Below are 14,993 nucleotides of genomic sequence, written 5' to 3' on the forward strand. Positions count from 1 at the left end.
TAGAAAGATAGTATTAAAACCTCAACAGATCTTCTGTATTAAATTGAAAGTACCTTTTATGGCAGTTGGACAAAGACTTAGCAAAGTAGCAAGAGAATGTAATGTGGGAATTTCCACCATCGTGGAATTCCTTCATAAAAAGGGGATCGAGTTAGATATGAACCCCAACACCAAAGTATCTGAGGATACTGTTGAGCTTTTGAAAAAAGAGTTCAAGCAGGATCATAATGTGAAAAAGGCTTCTGAAGAGCTGATTGATCGCAAGCAAAAAGAGAAGAAAGAAGCTGTTTCCATTGAGAATGTCCAGAAAGCTGCAGAAGAAGAAGTTGAGGAAGATGATATTTCTATTGATGAGATTGTTGGCAGGGCTAAAAAATCGGTGGATGTAAAGGTGGTAGGCAAGATTGATCTTGACAAGCCCAAGCCAAAGGAGGCCGAGCCCAGGAAAGAAGAAAAGCCGGTGGAAGAACCGGTTAAAGCCAAGGATGAGCCGGCTAAGGTAAAGGAAGCGCCTGAGCAGCCTAAGGCAGCACCCGCTGCTGAAGCAAAAAAGGAGGTGCCTGTTGCCAAAGAAACTCCGGCAGAAGAAGTACCTGCTAAGAAGGAAGAAAAAACACCGGAGCACATACCGGTTAATGTTGATAAAGCGGCTGAATCACCTAAGGTGGTCGGTAAAATTGATTTGGATTCGCCCGCTAAAAAGAGTGAAACCAAAAGTGGTTCTGCAGAGAAAGCCAAATCCGCTGAGCCGGTCAAGGAAGAAAAGCCCAAAGCCAAAGAAGAAAAGCCTAAAGAAAAACCGGTTGATCCCAAGCCCGTGGCGGAGGCGCCCAAAGCACCAGCACAAGCGGTAAAAGGGGATGAACCTAAATCTCAGGCAGAAAAGGATCAGGCCAAAGCGGATAAAGGCCAGAATGAGGGACGTGGTAAGGAGGATTTCATGCCCACTCAGGTAAGGAAATTGTCAGGCCCCACTGTTGTGGGCAAGATTGACCTACCCATGGACTCCCGCAATGGTGCCGAATCTAAAGAGGATCGGAAATCGCGCAGGAAGAAGCGGAAGCGCATCAAGAAGGAAAAGGAAAAAGTAAATATACCTGCCACAGGTACGGCCGGTGATAAACCCGTACCTCACAAGGCCGGAGATCCCCCAAGACCTCAGACGGGCAAGCCTGGTGATAAGCGACCCGGTCAACCTGGTGCAGCCAATGCAGCCAACAAGAAGAAAGTCAGCAAGGTTAAGAAACGTCCGGCCCGTCCGGAAGTGAGTGAGGAGGATGTGGCCAGGCAGATCAAAGATACTTTGGCCCGTTTAACCACCAAGAGTAAATCCAAGGCTTCCCGTCACCGCCGCGACAAGCGGGATGTGGCTTCTCAACGTCACCAGGCCGATCTCGATCGTCAGGATGAGGAGAAAAAAGTGTTGAAGGTAACGGAATTTGTTACGGCCAATGAGATGGCCAACATGATGGACATACCGGTCACGCAAATTATTGCTTCCTGTATGAGTCTGGGTTTGTTTGTGTCGATCAATCAGCGATTGGATGCAGAAACCATAGCCCTGGTGAGTGAAGAATTTGGCTACAAAGTAGAATTCGTTAGTTTGGAGCTCATCGACAGCATTCAGGAAGAGGAGGATGATCCGGCTACTTTGAAAGACCGTCCCGCCATTGTTACGGTCATGGGGCACGTTGACCACGGTAAAACGTCACTGCTTGACTTTATTCGAAAAGCGGATGTGGCCGCCGATGAGGCAGGGGGTATTACCCAGCACATTGGAGCCTATAGTGTCAAACTGGAGAACGATCGTCAGATAACTTTCCTGGATACTCCGGGTCACGAAGCCTTTACGGCCATGCGTGCACGGGGTGCTCAGGTGACCGATATTGCCATTATTATCATTGCCGCCAATGACAGTGTGATGCCACAGACCGTTGAAGCCATTAACCATGCTTCAGCTGCTGGCGTGCCCATTGTTTTTGCGATAAGTAAGATTGATTTACCCGGCGCCAATCCCGATAAGGTACGGGAGTCACTGGCCAATATGAATTATTTGGTGGAGGACTGGGGAGGTAAATACCAGTGTCAGGAAGTTTCGGCCAAGCATGGTACCAATGTGAAGGACCTGCTGGAAAAAGTCTTGCTGGAAGCGGATATGCTGGAATTGAAAGCCAACCCTGACAAAGGGGCCGTTGGTAGCGTTATTGAATCTACGCTGGATAAGGGCCGCGGTTATGTGGCTACCCTATTGGTGCAAGCCGGCCGGTTGAAGGTGGGCGATTTGATTCTGTCGGGTAGCTATTATGGACACGTTAAGGCGATGTTCAATGAGCGCAACCAGAAAGTAGAATCTGTTGGTCCTTCAGAACCTGTTTTGATTCTGGGTCTGAATGGTGCCCCACAGGCCGGTGAGAAGTTCCATGTAATGGAGAATGAAAAAGAGGTCAAGGACATTGCCAATAAACGTCAGCAGTTGCAACGCGAGCAGGGCATGCGTGCTCAGAAGCACATCACGCTGGATGAGATTGGCCGTCGTATCGCCATCGGAAACTTCCAGGAATTGAACCTGATTGTGAAAGGTGACGTGGATGGATCCATCGAAGCCCTGGCTGATTCATTGATCAAATTGTCCACGGAAGAAATTCAGGTGAACGTTATACACAAAGCGGTAGGAGGAATTTCTGAGTCCGACATTATGTTGGCTGCAGCCTCTAATGCCATCGTCATCGGTTTCCAGGTGCGTCCGTCATTAGCAGCACGAAGAATCGCTGAGAAAGAGCAGATTGATGTCCGTCTCTATTCCATCATTTACGATGCCATAGAGGAGATCAAAGCAGCCATGGAAGGTATGTTGTCGCCCGAGATTAAGGAGACCATTGTGTCGACCGTGGAAGTCCGAGAGGTATTCAAGATTACCAAAGTAGGTACTGTCGCCGGTTGTATGGTCAAAGAGGGTAAGATCAAACGAAATTCTAAAATCCGCCTTATCCGCGACGGTATTGTTATCTATACCGGAGACCTGGGCTCACTGAAACGTTTCAAAGACGATGTGAAAGAAGTGGCTTCCGGCTTTGAATGTGGATTGAACATCAACAATTTCAACGACATCAAAGAAGGCGACATTATTGAAGCCTACGAGGAGACCGAAGTTTCCAGAAAGCTTTAAGCATAAAGCGAATCTTTATATAGAGGCCGGATTTCCCCTATGGATTTCCGGCTTTTTTTATTGATGTCCCATGCCTCAAGTAACCAGCTAAATACATGAATAGAGCCAGGATCATCTTTTTTATTTTGAAAATAAACAGGTGGATTGTTTGCAAACACCAGCAATATACCTTACATTTGCAATCGCAAAAAGAGAGAGAAACGACTCAGAAATATATTGCGGGGTGGAGCAGTTGGTAGCTCGTTGGGCTCATAACCCAAAGGTCATCAGTTCGAGTCTGGTCCCCGCTACTTAGAAGCCTTTGTAAACGATAAGTTTGCAAAGGCTTTTTTTGTGTGTTTTAAGTCCTTAGTTTTGTTCCCCTTCTGTTATTTTTTAATAAATTTGCTGTCCTACAAAATAATTGGAATGAGTACACAAAAAAAGAAAAAATCTCTTCTCAAGAAACTGAGCAGTAAGTATCGTCTGGCCATCTTTAATGAGCAGACTTACGAAGAGCTTTTTGTGGTGAGGCTTTCACGACTGAATGTTTTTACTGTAGTAGGGACTTTGGGGGTTATTCTGATCGTTTTGGTGTCCTTGTTAATTTCGTTTACCAGTCTTCGGGAATACATTCCGGGATATCCCGATGCGCAGCAAAGATTGCTGATTGTAAGGAACGCGCAAAGGTCGATTCTCTGATTGTGGAGATCAAGCGGAGAGATAAATTCATCAACAGCTTTCAATCGATTGTGCGGGGAGAGGATCAGGAAGTAGGGGCCACTCCGGAAGATGCATCCGTAGAGATGCGGGCCAACGGCAATGGTAACGGCAATGACAATGTCAATTTTTCAAGATCCGATGAGGATTCTCTTTTTAGAGTCCAGGTGGAGCGGGAAGAACGCTTTAATCTATCGGTGCGGGAAGTTCCCCAGAGTGCCATCGCTTTGGAGAGTGCTTTCTTTGTCAGCCCTATTAAAGGTTTGGTCATAAATGGTTTTGGCGAGACCACCGGACATTTTGGGGTGGACATTGTTGCGGCTCCCAGTAGCCGGGTGTCAGCGGTCATGGACGGGATGGTGGTTTTTTCGGGCTGGACGGTCGAAACCGGATATGTTATACAGATCCAGCATCCGAATAATCTCATTTCTATTTATAAGCACAACGAAATATTATTGAAAGAAATTGGTCAGGTGGTTAAAGCCGGTGAGGCCATTGCCAGAATTGGTAATTCGGGAGAATTGACCTCCGGACCACATTTGCATTTTGAGTTGTGGTACAATGGCTCGCCATTGAATCCGGTCGATTACATGACCTTTTAAATGAGTAAACCTTATATTTTAATGCACAAGAACATTGCCATTCTGGGTTCAACCGGTTCAATTGGTACTCAGGCACTGGAAGTCGTTGATGCGCATCCCGACCGGTTTTCAGTCGAGGTTTTAACCGCCAATAACAGTGTAGATCTTTTAATTGAGCAAGCCAAAAAGTACCAGCCCAATATTGTCGTAATTGGCAATGAAGCCCACTATTCATTGCTTTCAGAGTCCCTGAAGAATGAATCCATAAAGGTTTATGCAGGTGAAGAAGCCATGAGTCAGGTGGCGGCCACTTCTACAGTGGATATGGTATTGACATCCATGGTGGGGTTTTCGGGCCTGCTGCCGACCATCCGGGCATTGGAGGCTGGTATTCCGGTGGCTCTGGCCAATAAAGAGACCCTGGTGGTGGCCGGTGATTTAATCATGAATCTGGCACGGCAAAAGCGTGTTCCGGTCATCCCGGTCGATTCGGAGCATTCTGCCATCTTCCAATGCCTGCAAGGCGAACCGGGTAACGAAGTCGAGAAAATTATGTTGACCGCATCGGGGGGGCCTTTCAGAGGCAAAAACGTCGAGTTTTTGCGCAAAGTCACCCGTTGCCAGGCGCTCAATCATCCAATTGGAAAATGGGACATAAAATCACCATCGATTCAGCCTCTCTGATGAATAAAGGTTTGGAGGCCATTGAAGCCAGATGGTTGTTTAACTTAAAACCAGAGCAGATTGAGGTGGTGGTCCACCCGCAGTCCATTATTCATAGTATGGTTCAGTTTGAAGATGGCTCCATTAAGGCCCAAATGGGTCTGCCCGATATGCGCTTACCCATTCAGTATGCCCTTGGTTTTCCTCAGCGCCTGCCCAACAGTTTTCCACGCTTCAATTTTATGGACTTTCCTTCACTGACTTTTGAACAGGCCGACGTGTCGGTGTTTCGCAATCTTTCGATGGCTTATGAAGCCATGCGGCAGGGCGGTAATGTGCCTTGCGTACTGAATGCAGCCAATGAAGTGGCGGTGGAGGCTTTTTTAAAAGGGAAATGCGGCTTTGTGGAGATGTCTTGCATCATTGAACAAACCATCGGGAAATGTGGTTTTATTGCCAGTCCCACCTTCTCTGATTACGTGGAAACGGACCGTGAGGCGAGGGAGGTGGCCCAATCGCTTATAAAAGCTTAGTGTGATAATGATGAGGCATGACCGGCGTGTTCGGAAAAAGCTTATCTTTGTAGATTCAATTATACAAATTATTATTTAGATGGATGTTTTAATTAAAGTTTTGCAGCTAATTCTCAGTCTTTCCATATTAGTTATTCTGCATGAGTTCGGTCACTTTTTCTTTGCCCGCTTGTTCAATACAAGGGTGGAGAAGTTTTATCTCTTTTTCAATCCCGGGTTTTCCTTGTTCAAGTTTAAAAAGGGCGATACGGAATATGGCATTGGCTGGTTACCTCTGGGGGGCTATGTGAAGATTTCTGGCATGATTGATGAATCGATGGATAAGGAGCAATTGGCCCAGCCACCGCAACCTTACGAGTTCAGAGCGAAACCGGCCTGGCAGCGGTTATTGATTATGGTTGGTGGTGTGGTGGTGAATTTTATTTTGGCCATTGTTATTTTCTGGATGATTCTGTTTCGCTGGGGGGACTCGTATATTCCTGCTGAAAATGCCCGTTATGGCCTTTATTTTCATCCGGTAGCGCATGAAATTGGCCTGCAGGACGGAGATAACGTGCTGGCCATTAATGGCGAGAAGGTGGAGAATATTTCTGCCATTGTTCGGATGGTCCTGATTGAGGATGCACACACCATGCTGGTTCAGCGGGGAGATTCACAGTTTTCTCTGGCGGTTCCTGAAACATTTAAGAATACAGTGCTTTCAGAAGAAGTTCGGGTCCTGGCCAGTTATCAGGTGCCAGTTTTGGTGGATTCTGTGCTGGAGGATTCCGGAGCGGGCAGGGCCGGCTTGCAAAAAAATGACCGGATAGTTTCTGTCGATAGTATAGCGACACCCTATTTTAATCAGTTTTCTTCATCTCTGATTGGCATGCGTGGTGAGGAAACCAATGTAGGGCTTTATCGGGATGGTCAGTATATGCAACTGCCCGTAGAGGTGAGTGCGGATGGAACGCTTGGATTCTTTTCCAAGGCACCCGGAGAAATTTTAGGAGAAGAAACCATGACCTATAGTCTGGCTTCCGCTTTACCAGCGGGTATCGATAAGGGGGTTGGCTTGCTGACCAACTATGTGAAGCAAATGAAGTTGATATTTACCAAAGAAGGTGCCAAGCAGATCGGTGGTTTTGGTACCATCGGCAGTTTGTTTCCTTCTGCCTGGAACTGGGAAGCATTTTGGTACACCACGGCCTTCTTGTCTATCATTCTGGCCTTTATGAATATTTTGCCGATTCCTGCTTTGGATGGCGGACATGTCTTGTTTTTGCTCTATGAGATGGTGGCCCGACGAAAACCCAGTGAGAAATTTATGGAATATGCCCAGATGGTGGGCATGGTATTGTTGCTAAGTTTGTTGGTCTTTGCCAATGGCAATGATTTGTATAGGTGGTTGTTCAAATAATCCGAATAGGATTTGTACATTTGTAATAAACTAAAATTGAAGATATGACAGCTCCATTTTTTCTGATGGGTATCCCGGGAGGCTGGGAACTAATCGTTATTATTCTGATCGTTGTACTGTTGTTTGGCGGCCGTAAAATTCCGGAGTTGATGAAAGGTCTGGGACAAGGAATGAAAGAGTTTAAAAAGGCGCGTAACGAGGAGGATGGTTCTTCTAATCCGGATAAAAGCAATGAAACTTCAAAGGAGTAGGCTTTCTCCTTTAGGTAGATTTTAATTGAGTGCATAGGGCCCCCTGAATGTTCGGTTCATCGGGGGCTTTAGTTGTTTTAGAATGAAGTTGTCAAGTCTGATCTTATCGCCATGCTTATCTTTCTGGTTCGTGGTGTCTTCCTTTAGAGCTAAAGTGTTTGGCCGTTGTTGAATCGGCGCTGGACCCAAAGGCCAGCTCGGCATTTGGTGCCACGGGTTTGGCATTCAATGATCGAAAGGATAATTAGTTGAGCATATTCCATTCAATTTTTGTATCTTGTTTCTTTAATACGTACAGGCGGTTGTTAGGGATGGCTTGAATGAATTTGTCAGGGTGTTTTGATGTGAAACATTTAATTAAGTGTTAGTTATGAAAAGGATGAAATTGGGAATAGTATTTGTCTTAGTGGTTTTGGCGCTATTTTCAGGGTGCAAAAACACGAGTAATCAGAAACCAAATATCACCGGTGCCATGGGAGAGGTATTGGTCGTGATGGATGATAAGTGGCGGAACGGTCCTGAAGGTATAGCGCTTCAGAGTGTTCTCAAACAGCCGATGGAGGGCTTGCCCCAGATAGAGCCTATTTTTACTGTTTCAATTACGCCGCACAGGGCCTTTAGTGGAGCCATGCGTACCTTTCGTAATCTGCTGATAACCAACATCGGTCCGGATGTTGAAAAGGAAGGGGTTCGGTTTTTTAGTGAATCGAGCTGGGCCAAAGGACAGGCAATGATTCATATCAACGCCAAAACGCCGGAGCAGTTTTTGGAACTGGTGGATAAAGAAGAGTTGCGAATTCTGGGGTTTATGCTTAAAGCGGAACGTCAGAGAAGTCTCCGCTATTACACCAAATTTGTTGCCGGCGATTTAACCGACCGGGTGAACGATAAATGGGACATTAAAATGATCATTCCCAATATATTTACGGTAAAATCCGATAAGGATAATTTCTCATGGATGTCGCATGAAACGCCCTCTCTGAGTCAGGGTATGTTGATTTATAGTTTCGATTACGTAGGAGAGGGCACTTTCTCCCGGGAGTATCTGCTGAATAAACGGGATTCCGTATTGCGCCACAACGTTCCGGGACCTTCAGATGGTTCCTATATGTCCACCGAGCACGAGGTGCCGGTCACTTATAAGTCCTTTAAAAATAACGGTCATGAAGTTGTTGAATTGCGGGGACTATGGAAGGTCGTCGGCGATTTAATGGGAGGCCCTTTTGTGATGCATGCGCATTTAGATAAGGCCAGTAACCGGGTGGTAGTGACCGATGGTTATGTTTTTCTTCCCGAAGAACCTAAAAAGAGAAATTATATCTGGCAATTGGAATCTTTGTTCTATTCCCTTAGTTTTCCGGAAGAGCAAGCGGATGCCGGACAATAAATGAATGTATGACACTCCCGGTATTTTCTAAAGATGAATTACAGAAAGCGACCCAGAAGGAAGATCTGATCCTGGCTGCAGCCAATCAGATCATTAAGGATTTTGCTGAGTTTGGCCTGGAGGTTCACTTTTCGGGCAAAACGGCTTCTTTTTATGAGGAGTTGTCCGGCCAGTTGGAGGTGCACGTTCGACAACTGATCAGTGAAAATTATTCTGGTTTCATGGGTTTGTTGTACCGGATTGATATAGGCCCCCGGGAAATTGCCCAATACGAGGCAGATATGAAAGGTTTTCCATACCCCCGAATGATAACGGAGTTGATCATTCACCGGGAGATTAAAAAAGTGCTTTTTCGGGCTTATTTTAAGCAGAAAAAGTAAATAAACCGGGGAGCTATCCCGGTTGGAATTTAATTAAATCAATCAGAAAATGTCAGTAGTAATCAGATCAGCCATAGAATTACCAACAGATGTTAGTCCTCTGTTTTTAAGTGCTGAAATAGCTTTGTTGAAAGATTTTCAGGTTTCTGAAAAGGAGCTTAATTATATGGAGAAGAAGAGGACCAAGGAGACCTCCGGCGGTTTTTTTATGATTAACCGTCTCGATCAGATATTGGGCCTTTTGATGCCTGACCATTCGGATACCCCGTTCGATCAGATGGAGACGCTTCGCAGACAAGGTGTGCAGGTGGCTCAGCAGTTGAAGGAAGAGGGCCTGACAAAGGTGGCGCTGATGGACTTAATGGATGCGCCCGATTTGGTGTTGGCTTTGGCGGAAGGCGTTGCTCTGGCCTCCTATAGCTTTGACAAGTATAAAAGTGACAAGAAGGAGGCGGTGGACTTAGAGATTTTAGTGGTAAGTCCGGGCTTGTCGGGTTGCCAAATAGCTGCCATGAACCGGGTTGTCGAAGCGGTTTTTATTGCGCGGGATTTGGTGAATGAACCGGTGGGCTTTTTGAATGCCGAACGTTTGGGCCAGACGGTTCTGGATTTGTCCAAAGCCTACGGTTTTACCGCTGAGGTTTTTAACAAAAAGAAAATCGAAGCTTTAAAGATGGGTGGTTTACTGGCTGTGAATCAGGGGAGCATTGACCCGCCCACTTTTTCGGTGATGGAATGGAAGCCGGACAATGCCAGAAACGCTCAGCCCATTGTTTTGGTGGGAAAGGGCGTTGTATATGACACCGGTGGTATTAATCTGAAAACCCCTGCAGGTAGTCTGGATACCATGAAATGTGATATGGGGGGAGCGGCTTCGGTGATTGGTGCTATGGTGGCAGTGGCTGCCAATGAATGGCCCATACATGTCATTGGTCTGGTGCCGGCCACCGATAACCGGCCGGGCGGTAATGCCATCGTTCCCGGAGACATCATAACCATGCACAGCGGAACTACGGTGGAGATCATTAATACGGATGCTGAAGGGCGCTTGATCCTGGCAGATGCACTCAGCTTTGCTAAAAGGTATCAACCGGAACTGGTCATAGATCTGGCGACTTTAACCGGTAATGCAGTAGTGGCCATTGGCTCACACGGCACGGTCGGTATGGGAACGGCCTCTGAAGAAGTGAAAGCCGCACTGGGACAGGCAGGCGATTCGGTTTGCGAGCGGGTGGTCTGGTTTCCTTTTTGGAAGGATTATGATGATGAGGTAAAATCAGAGATCGCAGACATAAAGAATTTGGGGAGTAGAGAAGGAGGTGCCATTTCAGCCGGCAAGTTTTTGTCGAAATTTGTGGAGGCACCATGGCTGCATCTCGATATTGCAGGGCCGGCTTTCCTTGAGCGAAAAGCCCATTACCGCGGGATTGGCGGCACAGGCGTTGGCGTACGTATGTTGGCCCGTTTTATGGAAGGTATTGCCGGTTCCTCAAAAGGCAATCAATAGCGTTCTGGTGAGTGGAATTTATAATATCCGGAAAATAGAAAAATATGAGCAGCGAAAAAATAAAAGTAGGTATTACACAAGGAGATATCAACGGCATTGGGTATGAGGTCATATTCAAAGCTTTAGCTGATCCCAGAATGCAAGAGGTCTGCACCCCTGTGATTTATGGTTCATCTAAAGTGGCGGCCTATCATCGAAAAGCCCTGAATCTGCCTTCTATTAGTTTGAATAGTATCAGCAATGGCCGTGAAGCGCATACCAAACGCATCAATTTGGTCAATTGTCTGGACGATAATGTTCGTGTTGAATTGGGAAAACCGACCGAAGCCGGTGGTCAGTCCGCTTTTCTGGCGCTGGATAAAGCGGTGCAGGATTTAAAAAATAAGGCCATTGATGTGCTGGTTACGGCCCCCATCAACAAAAAGGTGATCCAGTCCGAGTCGTTTAACTTTCCCGGTCATACCGAATATTTGGCCAACGCCTTTGGCGGAACGCCACTGATGCTGATGGTTAGTGATTTGTTGCGGGTAGGCGTGGTGACCGGGCACATTCCGGTGAAGGAGGTCAGTGCTGCCCTTAGCCAGGAATTGATTGTTGAAAAATTAAAAATTTTAAACCAAACCCTGAAGCAGGATTTTGTCGTGCGTCGTCCCCGCATTGCCGTGCTTGGACTGAATCCTCATGCCGGTGATGAAGGCTTGTTAGGCAAGGAAGAGATTGAAATTATCAAGCCGGCTTTGGAACAGGCGAAGAAAGAAGGAATAATGGCTTTTGGCCCCTATCCGGCGGACGGTTTTTTTGCGACGGACGGCTTCAAGAAATTTGACGCCATTCTGGCCATGTATCACGATCAGGGTCTCACACCTTTCAAAGCCCTGTCTTTTTCAACCGGGGTTAATTTCACGGCCGGATTACCGGTGGTTCGTACCTCACCCGACCATGGAACGGCATACGAAATAAGCGGTCAGAATGAGGCGGATGAGCAGTCCCTCTTATCGGCCATTTATCTGGCGATTGATGTGTACAACAACCGCCAGATGAATGATGAAATAACGGCCAATCCATTGAATACGCTGGACACGAATTCCCTGGCGCCGATGAATGATTGAAGTGAGCGGCTACGCTTCGTTTCCTGATGCGTAGCCTCTTATGATACCTCGTTGGGAGTTTCTTACAAAGAGCAGGATGTCATCCCGCTCGTTGGAGGCAGGTAATTCTGCCTCTATTCGTATCAGGGCATCTGAATTGTTGAGGCTCGATTGAAAAAGAACCCGGTAACAATCCTGGATGTCCCGGATTTGCTCGTTGGTAAAAGATCTGCGCCGGAGTCCAATAGAATTAACCCCCACGTAGGACAGGCGTTCGCGACCCGCTTTAATAAAGGGAGGAATGTCTTTGCTTACCAGAGATCCGCCGGCGACCATCACATGGGCGCCAATGTGTACAAACTGGTGAATGGCCGAGAGGCCCCCGATAATGGCCCAATCTTCAATGACCACTTCACCTGCCACTTGAACGCTGTTGACCAGAATGACATTGTTGCCAATGATGCAATCGTGCGCTACATGCACATAGGCCATTAGCAGGCAATTGTTGCCAATGACGGTCTTGTTGCGGGCTTTGGTACCTCTGTTGATGGTTGCAAACTCACGAATGGTGGTGTTGTCTCCGATTTCAACCGTGGTTTCTTCACCGACGAATTTCAGATCCTGCGGCACAGCGCCAATAACGGCACCTGGAAATATATTGCAGTTTTTGCCAATGGTCGTACCTTCCAGAATGGTCGCATTGGAACCAATTCTGGAGCCTTCACCAATCACCACATTCTTGTCGATGGTTACAAAGGGCTCAATCACCACATTGGGGGCGATTTTTGCCTCGGGATGTACGTATGCTAATGGTTGCTTCATTTTACTTGTTTTTGATTATTTGAGCCATGAATTCACCCTCCGCCACTATCGTGTCACCCACAAAGGCCAATCCTTTCATATTGGCCACGCCGCGGCGAATTTCTGTCATGAGCTCCAGCTTAAAGATAACGGTATCACCGGGAACGACCTTTTTACGAAATTTGATGTTGTCCTGCTTCAGAAAGTAAGTGCTGTAGGTGTGCGGGTCTTCCAACTGATTTAGAACCAGAATGCCGCCTACCTGAGCCATGGCCTCAACCAGCAGAACGCCCGGCATTACGGGCTCATCCGGAAAATGGCCGGTAAAAAAAGGCTCGTTACCAGTTACATTTTTAACACCTACAATGATTTTTTCCTGCAGGTCGATGACCTTGTCCACCAATAAAAAAGGATATCTGTGCGGCAGAAGACTCTTTATTTGATTGATGTCAAAAACAGGTTGCTTGTTGGGGTCGTAAGGTGGGGCGTCGATTTTTAATTGACGCTTGCGAATTTCCTTGCGCAGGAGCTTGGTGAATTCAGCATTGATTTTGTGTCCCGGCTTGCTGGCAATGATGCGTCCTTTAATGGCACTGCCACACAAGGTCAGGTCACCGATCACATCCAATAGTTTATGGCGGGCCGGCTCGTTGGTGAAATGCAAATCCAGATTGTTGAGAATGCCGGTGGGTTTTACCTCCACAGAAGGTTTGTGGAAGAGGGCTGCCAGTCGGTCCAGTTCCTGCTGAGAAACTGGTTTGTCAATAATGATGATGGCATTGTCCAAATCCCCGCCCTTAATCAGGTTGTTTTGGAGTAAAGGTTCTAATTCATGGAGAAAAACGAAGGTGCGGCACATCGATATTTCTTCGTCAAAGGCATCCAAATCTTCAATGGTGGCAAATTGGTTGGCCAAATGCAGCGATTGATTGAAGGAGATCATCACTTGTGCTGAAAAACCGTTATCGGGCAGCGCAATGATGTAGCTGCCGGTCTCCGGGTCCTCCACCATCATTTTTTCACGTACCTCAAAATACTCGCGATCGGCCTTTTGTTCAACAATGCCAGCCTCTTTGATCGCTTGAACAAAGTATTTGGAACTGCCATCCAGAATGGGGGCTTCGGGGCCATCCACGTCTATTCTGCAGTTGTCCACACCCAGTCCGCGCAAGGCAGCGAGGCAGTGCTCAATGGTGCTGACTTTTGCTTCCCCTTCTTGCAGTACGGTTCCACGCTGGGTGTAAGATACGTTATCCACCAGGGCCTTAATGAGGGGTTGTCCCTCCATGTCAATTCTTCTGAATTTATAGCCATACCCTTCCTCTTCGGGATTAAGGGTTAAGGTAACATTTACCCCGGTATGTAATCCGGGACCTTTAAGTGAAACGGATTTTCCGATCGTCCTTTGTTTTTCAGCCATTTAGAATTACTGTTAGAATACTTACCAGAAACAATAAAAACCACTTACTGTTCACAGGTGTTGGATGGTTATGTTTGTGTTATTTTTTTTCGAGCTGGTCGATTTTGGCCCTTAATTCAGGTAGTTTTCTGAATACTACATAGGCCTTGTTATAAAGCATGGCATCGAAAGCAGGAGAGCCCATCTGAACGGTACCCTCTTTGACAATGCTTTTTGAAACGCCTGTCTGTGCGGCCAGTTTGACCCCATTGGCAATGGTCAGGTGACCGGCAATGCCAACTTGTCCGCCAAACATCACATTTTTACCGATTTTGGTGCTGCCGGCAATGCCCGTCTGTGCTGCCAGAACACTGTTTTCGCCAATCTCTACGTTGTGGGCGATCTGAATCAGATTGTCCAGTTTGGTGCCTTGGCGAATAATGGTTGATCCCATGGTGGCCCGATCGATGGTGGTGTTGGCGCCAATTTCCACATGGTCTTCGAGCACCACGATGCCTACCTGGGGAATTTTTTCAAATTGCCCGTCGGCCCCGGGTGCAAAGCCAAAGCCATCGGAGCCTATAACGGCACCTGAATGAATAACACATTTGGTACCAATTTTACAGCCTTTATAGATTTTAGCTCCGGCATAAACAATGGAATTATCGGCGATACTTACCCCATCGCTATATAAACCTGCGGAAAAATCTGGACGTTGTTGCCAATGGTCACCTTTTCACCTATGTAGCTAAAGGCCCCTACATACACAAAATCTCCTAATTGAGCCGTTTTGTCGATGAAGGAGGGTTGTTCAATTCCTGTTTTCTTCGGCAGGGACTCCTGGTACATTTGCAACAATAAGGCCAGTGCCCGGTAGGCATCCTCCACACGAATAAGCGTGGCTTTAATGGCTTTCTCTGGTTTAAAGGTCTTGTTGACAATGACTACAGAAGCTTCTGTGCTGTATATGTATGATTCATATTTGGGGTTGGCCAGAAATGTGAGCGTTTCGGGACGTCCTTCTTCAATCTTTGATACATCCCGCACAATGGCTTGAGGATGGCCATCCACCTCGCCACCAATAAGTGCCGATATCTGTTCTGCAGTAAATTCCATTAGACATAAATTTGGTGCAAAAC

General features: G+C 46.8%; 14 protein-coding genes, 1 tRNA gene and 1 pseudogene. 12 read left to right on the forward strand and 4 right to left on the reverse strand.

Annotation, left to right across the window (positions count from 1 at the left end; all coding sequences use genetic code 11):
• Positions 1–58 precede the first annotated feature (58 nt).
• The 12 genes and pseudogenes from infB to pdxA all read left to right on the forward strand — a co-directional run bounded on the left by infB (position 59) and on the right by pdxA (position 11,675).
• A complete protein-coding gene (gene infB, locus JCM15548_RS00175) occupies positions 59–3,166 on the forward strand; it encodes a translation initiation factor IF-2 (RefSeq protein ID WP_062122099.1) in 3,108 nt (1,035 codons plus the stop codon).
• A gap of 217 nt (positions 3,167–3,383) precedes the next feature.
• Positions 3,384–3,456 (forward strand) — tRNA-Met (locus tag JCM15548_RS00180).
• 118 nt (positions 3,457–3,574) lie between these two features.
• Positions 3,575–3,847 carry a hypothetical protein gene (locus JCM15548_RS22360; RefSeq protein ID WP_227625263.1) on the forward strand — a complete coding sequence of 91 codons (273 nt, stop codon included), beginning with the start codon at positions 3,575–3,577 and terminating at the stop codon, positions 3,845–3,847.
• Between the two features lie 2 nt (positions 3,848–3,849).
• Positions 3,850–4,467 (forward strand): M23 family metallopeptidase, encoded by a 618-nt coding sequence (locus JCM15548_RS00185; protein ID WP_227625264.1) that lies wholly within the window; start codon positions 3,850–3,852, stop codon positions 4,465–4,467.
• A gap of 21 nt (positions 4,468–4,488) precedes the next feature.
• Positions 4,489–5,111: pseudogene (locus tag JCM15548_RS22365) on the forward strand (1-deoxy-D-xylulose-5-phosphate reductoisomerase); the annotation flags it as partial.
• 168 nt (positions 5,112–5,279) lie between these two features.
• On the forward strand, positions 5,280–5,642 hold the full coding sequence (locus JCM15548_RS22370; protein ID WP_227625305.1) for a hypothetical protein: 363 nt from the start codon (positions 5,280–5,282) through the stop codon (positions 5,640–5,642).
• Positions 5,643–5,721: 79 nt separating this feature from the next.
• On the forward strand, positions 5,722–7,041 hold the full coding sequence (rseP, locus tag JCM15548_RS00195; protein WP_062121902.1) for an RIP metalloprotease RseP: 1,320 nt from the start codon (positions 5,722–5,724) through the stop codon (positions 7,039–7,041).
• A 44-nt stretch (positions 7,042–7,085) separates the two neighbouring features.
• A complete protein-coding gene (tatA, locus tag JCM15548_RS00200) occupies positions 7,086–7,292 on the forward strand; it encodes a twin-arginine translocase TatA/TatE family subunit (protein ID WP_062121905.1) in 207 nt (68 codons plus the stop codon).
• A 370-nt stretch (positions 7,293–7,662) separates the two neighbouring features.
• Positions 7,663–8,679 (forward strand): DUF4837 family protein, encoded by a 1,017-nt coding sequence (locus JCM15548_RS00210; protein WP_062121910.1) that lies wholly within the window; start codon positions 7,663–7,665, stop codon positions 8,677–8,679.
• A gap of 8 nt (positions 8,680–8,687) precedes the next feature.
• Entirely contained in the window at positions 8,688–9,059 is a 372-nt protein-coding gene (locus JCM15548_RS00215; protein WP_062121912.1) for a hypothetical protein, read from the forward strand.
• A 49-nt stretch (positions 9,060–9,108) separates the two neighbouring features.
• Positions 9,109–10,566 carry a leucyl aminopeptidase family protein gene (locus tag JCM15548_RS00220; protein ID WP_062121914.1) on the forward strand — a complete coding sequence of 486 codons (1,458 nt, stop codon included), beginning with the start codon at positions 9,109–9,111 and terminating at the stop codon, positions 10,564–10,566.
• 44 nt (positions 10,567–10,610) lie between these two features.
• Entirely contained in the window at positions 10,611–11,675 is a 1,065-nt protein-coding gene (pdxA, locus tag JCM15548_RS00225) for a 4-hydroxythreonine-4-phosphate dehydrogenase PdxA (protein WP_062121916.1), read from the forward strand.
• 9 nt (positions 11,676–11,684) lie between these two features.
• On the opposite strand, the gene lpxA is transcribed toward pdxA, so the two are convergent.
• From lpxA to JCM15548_RS22380, 4 genes are all read right to left on the reverse strand, one after another.
• Entirely contained in the window at positions 11,685–12,476 is a 792-nt protein-coding gene (lpxA, locus tag JCM15548_RS00230) for an acyl-ACP--UDP-N-acetylglucosamine O-acyltransferase (RefSeq protein ID WP_062121918.1), read from the reverse strand.
• Between the two features lies 1 nt (position 12,477).
• Positions 12,478–13,875: a bifunctional UDP-3-O-[3-hydroxymyristoyl] N-acetylglucosamine deacetylase/3-hydroxyacyl-ACP dehydratase gene (locus JCM15548_RS00235; RefSeq protein WP_062121920.1), complete on the reverse strand. Its 1,398-nt coding sequence runs from the start codon at positions 13,873–13,875 to the stop codon at positions 12,478–12,480.
• Positions 13,876–13,954: 79 nt separating this feature from the next.
• Positions 13,955–14,527, reverse strand: coding sequence for a UDP-3-O-(3-hydroxymyristoyl)glucosamine N-acyltransferase (lpxD, locus tag JCM15548_RS22375; RefSeq protein WP_227625306.1), 573 nt, complete (start codon positions 14,525–14,527; stop codon positions 13,955–13,957).
• Between the two features lie 2 nt (positions 14,528–14,529).
• Positions 14,530–14,970 carry an LpxD N-terminal domain-containing protein gene (locus JCM15548_RS22380; protein ID WP_227625265.1) on the reverse strand — a complete coding sequence of 147 codons (441 nt, stop codon included), beginning with the start codon at positions 14,968–14,970 and terminating at the stop codon, positions 14,530–14,532.
• Positions 14,971–14,993 lie beyond the last annotated feature (23 nt).

The sequence above is a fragment of the Geofilum rubicundum JCM 15548 genome, assembly GCF_000974365.1.
GTDB lineage: Bacteria > Bacteroidota > Bacteroidia > Bacteroidales > Marinilabiliaceae > Geofilum > Geofilum rubicundum.